We start from the raw sequence: 6,622 nt of genomic DNA on the forward strand, positions 1-6,622 counted from the left end.
TCTGTGACGTGGTCTGTTGACCAACAATGCGGTTTGTCGAGAGCAAAACGGAAACGCAGCAAGCCATCCTCTCAATTCACTGGACATGGGAACTGGCCCCAGGACTTTACCAATTTGTTGATGACGTGGGAAATCTGTGCCAGGCGAGCGTACATTTCCCGCTCACAGAATATTCGCGACACAACGCAAGATCCCAAACGTGTTGATCAGGCATAAGAACACAGCTTCGACGTTTTCAGTTTGGCTTTGACCATCGCCTCCGCAAAGGTGACGGCACATGCAACGCCATCAACCACCGGCAGCCCAAATTCCTCGGACAAATGCGACATCAAGTCTGTCATCCCAGCACATCCCAAAACAATGGCTTCAGCCCTGTCTTCATCTATCGCGGCCCTTATCTCGGCCTTGATTTTGTCGACGGTGTTCGGGTCGTTTTTCTCAAGTTTCAGAACTGGCACGTCTGATGCGCGAACCCGGACACAGCGGCGGTCGAGACCATAGCGCAACAGGTTCGACTCCAATCCCGCAAGCGAACGGGACAATGTCGTGATGACGCTGAACTTTGGACTTATCATCGACGCCGCGTGATATGCTGCCTCGCCCACACCGATGACCGGGGCCGATGTGATACAGCGTACGGCATCAACGCCGGTGTCATCAAAACAAGCAACAACAATGGCATCGGCATCCGGATGTTCTTTTACAGCGTCCAACAATCCAGGCACGCAAGTGGATACATCCAGAAAACCCTGGATGCTGGCCGGGCCATCTTGCGAGTTCGTGGCAATAATCTCGGTACCAGGATCCGCGACGGCCCGGGCTGCCGCCTCGATCTTTCGGGTCATTGAACTAGTAGTGTTGGGATTGACAACAAGCAGTTTCACAACGTCCTCACACTTCTCCGCCCAAATAGGCGGCTTTGATCCGGGGATCGGTCAGAAGTTCCTTGGAATTTCCCGATATGGCGACGTTTCCTGTGGTCAGCGCATATGCGCGATGCGAGATCGACAACGCCATGCGCGAGTTCTGCTCAACCAGCAGAACCGAAACACCTTCGTCGCGATTGATCGCGACAATTGATCGAGCGATATCCTGCACCAGTTTGGGCGCGATCCCGAGCGACGGTTCATCCAACAGCAACAGGCGCGGCTTTGCCATCAACGCGCGGCCGATCACCATCATCTGTTGTTCACCGCCTGAAAGCGTTCCGGCGGATTGAGAAAAACGTTCCCGCAGACGCGGGAACCGTTCCAGAACAGAGTCGAGCGTTTCCTTGATCCCTGTCTTGTCGGACCGCGTGAACGCCCCCATCAGCAGGTTGTCCTTTACGGTCATATATGGAAAGACGCGACGCCCTTCCGGTACCATGGCAATGCCTTTGGAAACGATATCAGCCGGGTTGGCACCGTCAATTTGTTCACCCTCAAATTCGACCGAGCCGGATCTGACCTTGGCCAAGCCGGTGATCGCCCGCAGGATCGAACTTTTACCGGCTCCGTTGGCTCCGATCAAAGCAACGGTTTCACCTTTTTCGAGATTGATGGACACGCCTTTCAGCGCATACACGTGATCGTAGTAGAGCTCGACATTCTTGAAATCCAACATCTTTGTCATGGCTTAGATCCCGATCTCGTCATCCGCACTGCCCAGGTAGGCTTCGATGACCTTTTCGTTGTTCTGGATCTCCGCAGGCGTGCCTTCGGCGATCATCTCGCCGAAGTTCAGCACCACAATCCGATCGGATATATTCATCACCGCAGGCATGTCGTGTTCCACCAACAGCACCGTAACGCCCCGATCATCGCGCACCTTGCGCACCAGATTGACCATTTTCATGGTCTCGTCATGGTTCATCCCGGCAAAGGGTTCGTCCAACAGCAGAACCTTGGGGTCAGTGGCCAATCCAATGGCAATTCCCAGAGCCCGCAAGTTCCCTTGTGGCAGGTTCGAGGCCTGCTCATTGGCGATCTCGGTCATGCCAAGGAATTCGATCAGATCGTCGGCATATTGGCCAAAGCTGTCGACATCCTCATGCGCCATCCTGGTGCCCCAGAAATATCCCGCCAATGAGGCGCGGGCCCGCAAATGCTGAGCAACGACGATGCTTTCGCGCACGGTCATCGACTTGAAGATTGTTGTTTCCTGAAACGTGCGAACGACCCCTTTGCGCGCCACAATATGCGGTTTCAGGTTCGAAATCCTTTCGCCTTTGAACAGCACCTCCCCAGTTGTTGTAGGCAAAAAGGACGAGATCATCTTGAACAGCGTGCTTTTGCCTGCCCCGTTTGGCCCGATCACCGACAAGATCTCATTTTCATTGACGTTGAAGGAGATATCGCTGTTGGCGGTCAGACCACCGAACTTTTTGGTGACATGGCGAACTTCCAGAAGATGGCTCATTTGTCAGCCCCCTTCTTACCGGGTAACCGAAGGCTCAGCAGCCCGTTGGGCAGCACCAGCATCAGGATGATCAGCAAGCTGGAATAGGCCAGCAGTTGGAAGCGACCCAATTCAAACAGCAGGTCCCAACCGAAATACAGAACCAAAGTGCCCAGCATTGGGCCAAAGACATATCCCAACCCGCCTAGGAAACAATTCAGCATGAAATTCACGCTGTCTGCGACCTGAAAGCTAGAAGGATAGACCGACTGCGCGATTGAGCCGAACATCGCCCCGCCAATACCGCCCAAAAAGGAGGAGATCGCGAACACGATGACCCGGATGTACGAGATATTGACGCCGATCGAACTGGCCAGCTCCTCGTTCTGCTGCATCGACCGACACAGATGGCCAAGCCGCGAATTCACCAGCCGATACATGGCGGCGAAGGTCAATACCATCAGCACGCAGGCGGCGTAGTAGAAGGCAAGCCTTGGGTTCTCCAGCGTCGCGAAATCTGGGATTAGAGTCAGGCCCAGAGCCGACACCTCTCCAGGCAGCGGGATCGAGGTGATACCCTTGGCCCCATTTGTGATTGGCAAGGCCAGCGCGGTCAGGGTGACCACCTGCGTCAGCACCAGCGAAATCATGGCAAAATAAACACCGCGCAGGCGCAGGATCGGAACCCCGATCACAACCGCCACTGCGGCGGCGAACAACCCCGCCAGCGGCAGCGACAGCCAAAAAGACATGCCAGCTTTGGTCACCAAAATGGCCGAAACATAGGCCCCGATAAGGGCAAATGCCCCCTGACCGATATTGATGCGCCCGATATAGAAAGTTAGCCAAACCCCGGCGCTGGCGATAGACAAGAGCGCCACCGAGGTCAGAGTATAATACAGGTCGGACCGCCCCGATGCCGCGATAAAGCCAGGTATTGCGATGAAGACGGCCAACAGGAAGATAGCTACACCCGCCCATTGGATCATGTTGAGTTTCGGCACTGCGTTATCCCCACGGTTTGCCCATCAGCCCCTGCGGACGGATGGCCAGGAAAATCATCAGCGAGACGAAGATCAGCAGATAGGTGATGTCGCCATATTGCGAGAGAACGGCCAAACCAATGGCTTCGAGAAAGCCAAGGATGATCCCGCCCGCAATCGCGCCGGAAATCACACCCGCACCACCGATCATCACCATCATGAAGGCTTTGATCGAGGTCGGTCCACCCATCCCAAGATTGACGCCGGTGATCGTCACCAGCAATCCACCAACCAGACCGGCCAGCATGGCGCCAAGGGCGAACCCGATCATCGAATACCGGGCGACGTTGACCCCCATCAACTGCGCCGCCGTCCGATCCTGCGCCAGCGCGCGCAACGCTCGGCCAGTTTTGGAATACTGCATGAACAAGATAAAGGAGATGATCGACAGGATGGCCAGAACGCAGATCAGGATGCGGTCATAGGGCATGATCAATCGGAAATCCCAATTGAAAACACCGTCGACGATTTTGGGAACACCGCGTTGCTTCTCGCCAAAGACCAGCAAGATGATGGCGTCGAAAAAGAACGCCAAACCTGCCGCCAGAAGCATCGTGCTCTCCTCGCGGGAAGATCGCCGTATGACCGGCGCAAACAGAAAACGCTCGATCAATGCGCCAAGTACCGCAAGCGTGATGCAGGACGCCAAAAGCGCCAGCACAAACGGCCAGCCCAGCTGTCCGTAAAACGTATAGGTGACAAAACCACCTAGAACATACATTTGCCCGTGAGCGAAATTCAGTACGTTCATCAGGGCGAATATCAGCGTCAGTCCAAGGGCGATCATCGCATATTGCGCACCCAGATAGATGCCATTTGCTAGTATTTGTTCCATGAGTGTCCCGCGAAAGGTTCGGGTATCCCGGGCTGAAGATCAGCCCAGGAGAGTGAGTGGTTTGTTAGGCTTTTGCCTGCTTTGGGAGTATTGCCTCAGTCGACTTCAGCGACAAAGAGCGTTTCAAACTCGCCGTCTTGATAGACATTGACGACCAGTGGAACGGCAATCTGACGCTTTTGTCCGAACGACGTCGTGCCCACATACCGCATCTTGGCGTCGCCCTTCATGAACGGGTTGGGGGCCTCGAACGTATCCATCGTGGTCTGGAACGCCGCAACGTCCTCGATGCCCGCCGGGTTCGCATTCAATGTCGCCAGAATGTACTCCAGCGCATAGACTTTAGTGTTGGACTCGTCGTTATATTCGCCGAACATATCAGTATAGCGTTTGACGAATTCTTTCATGTCATCCGATGCGATCTCGGGCGTTGACGCACCGCCAACCGAAATGAACCCGTTTGCCAAGTCCCCTGCCCCCTCGCGCAGAACCGTCGCATCCTGCGCGGTTTCGGTTGAGATGATACCCTGGAACCCAAGCTCGCGCGCCGAACGGATCAGCTGTGGCGCATTGGCCGGGGAAACGCCGGACAGGACCAGCAAGTCTGGCTGCGTGCGCATGACCGGGGTCAGCACCGGCGTGAAATCGGTGGTGTCCACCTGATAGGTCACATTGTCGGAAACAACCTCAAGCCCCAACGCCTTGGCAGCCTCGATACCTCCATCCCGCTGGCTCAGCGGATCGGATTCGTTCGCAGCCACGAAAGCAACAGATTTTACTCCCTTTTCTTCCTTGAGGTATTCATAGATCGCGGGACCGGATTGATAATTCGCAACCATACCCAGAACGGCATTCGATGCGGGGGCCGAGTACAGCTCTTTCGGGAAGGCATAAGGGAAATACATGATCCCTTGGGCTTCGGCGACCGGACGCACCGCTGCGGCACCGTCATCCACGTTGGGGCCGACCACATAGTGGATACCTTCCTGCGCCATTTTTTCCATGCCGGCGATGGCGCGTTTGGGGTCTTTCTGATCGTCAAACGAGACGATTTCGATATCGTAGGTGGTGTCACCGATTTTGTAACCACCAGACTCATTGATCCATTCAGCGCGCGCTTCCATCGAGCGCTGATTGGAAATGCCCCAGGCCGCCGCCGGACCAGAGGTCACGCCAACAAAGCCTATCTTGAGGACGGGGTTTTCGGCCCAGGCGGCCGATCCAAGCACGGATGCGGCCAGCGCCAAAGCAGCCGATGATTTCATCAGAGTTCTGCGTTTCATTGTTTCCTCCCTACTGAGGTCTCCGCGCCTCTTTCGGGCGCTTGCAAAAATAGACTGTGTCATCGGTCGAATCCCGGTGAACGCGTCAAGTTCTGCATTGTTAACAATTTCTGTCAACACTTTATGTTTGGAGAAACATTGATATTGTCAACAAAGAACCGATATATTGTAAGAAGAAAACCTTGCAGCTATTAACAAAATTCAGGCCAACCCCACCGGAATGAAACGAGATGACGGACGAATCTGAAGACAAGCTAAGCACCCTGCGAACTGATCCTGATGAACAAATGATCGTTGATCGGATCTATTCTGCGGTGATGGAGCAGAAACTGGCACCCAGAACCAAGCTTAGCGAACTGGCTTTGTGTGAGACGTTCGGCGTAGGTAGAATGCGCGTGCGCCGCGCGCTGTTGCTGCTTAGTAGCCAGGGGATCGTCGATCTGCACTCCAATCGAGGGGCCTATGTTGCCTGCCCCAGCGCCGATGAGGCCCGCGAGGTCTTTGTTGCCCGTCTGATGATTGAAACTGGTATCGTGCGAGAATTAGCGCGCGGTATCAGTAACGAGGGCGTTCAAGCCCTACGTACGCATGTCGAGAAAGAAGAGATTGCACGGAATGATGATGACAGGACAGAAATGATCCGTCTTTCAGGTGCCTTTCACGTCGAACTGGCGCGATGTCACAAGAACTCGGTTCTGACCCGCGTTCTGCGAGAGTTGGTCACCCGCACTTCACTGATCGTTGCCCTGTTCGGATCGAACCGCAATGCCACCTGCCCGGATGACGAACATACTTCGATCATTGACGCGATTGCGGATGGTCAGCCGCAAGCGGCCGAAGACGCCATACGTCACCATATTCTTCATGTTCAGAATTCGCTGGACCTCGAACAAATCCAAAAGACAGAACCTGATTTGGCGAAGATTTTAAGCGGGCGAATGTAACTTACATTTTGGGTCGTACCGCAGGATTTTTAGGCGTCGCTCATGGTCGCGCAAATCATCTATTTTTGGCTAGCAAGTAGTCATATCTCCGTTGCACAAGTCACGCTGCGAATCTCAAAGGGTTGGTGTTGGTTCGGG

7 protein-coding genes are annotated in these 6,622 nt (G+C 54.6%); 1 reads left to right on the plus strand and 6 read right to left on the minus strand.

Annotated features, from left to right (window positions below; genetic code table 11):
- Positions 1–206: 206 nt before the first annotated feature.
- The 6 genes from AC2FJC_RS23420 to AC2FJC_RS23445 all read right to left on the minus strand — a co-directional run bounded on the left by AC2FJC_RS23420 (position 207) and on the right by AC2FJC_RS23445 (position 5,540).
- A complete protein-coding gene (locus tag AC2FJC_RS23420; RefSeq protein ID WP_496727459.1) occupies positions 207–884 on the minus strand; it encodes an aspartate/glutamate racemase family protein in 678 nt (225 codons plus the stop codon).
- Positions 885–891: 7 nt separating this feature from the next.
- Positions 892–1,614 carry an ABC transporter ATP-binding protein gene (locus AC2FJC_RS23425; RefSeq protein ID WP_496742081.1) on the minus strand — a complete coding sequence of 241 codons (723 nt, stop codon included), beginning with the start codon at positions 1,612–1,614 and terminating at the stop codon, positions 892–894.
- 3 nt (positions 1,615–1,617) lie between these two features.
- Entirely contained in the window at positions 1,618–2,400 is a 783-nt protein-coding gene (locus AC2FJC_RS23430) for an ABC transporter ATP-binding protein (protein ID WP_496727461.1), read from the minus strand.
- Positions 2,397–3,368 carry a branched-chain amino acid ABC transporter permease gene (locus AC2FJC_RS23435; protein ID WP_496742087.1) on the minus strand — a complete coding sequence of 324 codons (972 nt, stop codon included), beginning with the start codon at positions 3,366–3,368 and terminating at the stop codon, positions 2,397–2,399. Before AC2FJC_RS23435 ends, AC2FJC_RS23430 begins: the two co-directional genes overlap by 4 nt.
- 19 nt (positions 3,369–3,387) lie before the next feature.
- A complete protein-coding gene (locus tag AC2FJC_RS23440; protein WP_299896066.1) occupies positions 3,388–4,257 on the minus strand; it encodes a branched-chain amino acid ABC transporter permease in 870 nt (289 codons plus the stop codon).
- Between the two features lie 95 nt (positions 4,258–4,352).
- The gene (locus AC2FJC_RS23445; protein WP_496742083.1) at positions 4,353–5,540 is read right to left on the minus strand and encodes an ABC transporter substrate-binding protein; all 1,188 of its coding nucleotides are present in this window, start codon (positions 5,538–5,540) and stop codon (positions 4,353–4,355) included.
- Between the two features lie 230 nt (positions 5,541–5,770).
- Between AC2FJC_RS23445 and AC2FJC_RS23450 the strand changes: the two genes are divergently transcribed.
- Complete coding sequence (locus AC2FJC_RS23450) at positions 5,771–6,484, plus strand: GntR family transcriptional regulator (protein ID WP_496742085.1); 714 nt, start codon at positions 5,771–5,773, stop codon at positions 6,482–6,484.
- Positions 6,485–6,622 lie beyond the last annotated feature (138 nt).

This window comes from Ruegeria sp. CDSB117, assembly GCF_059611005.1.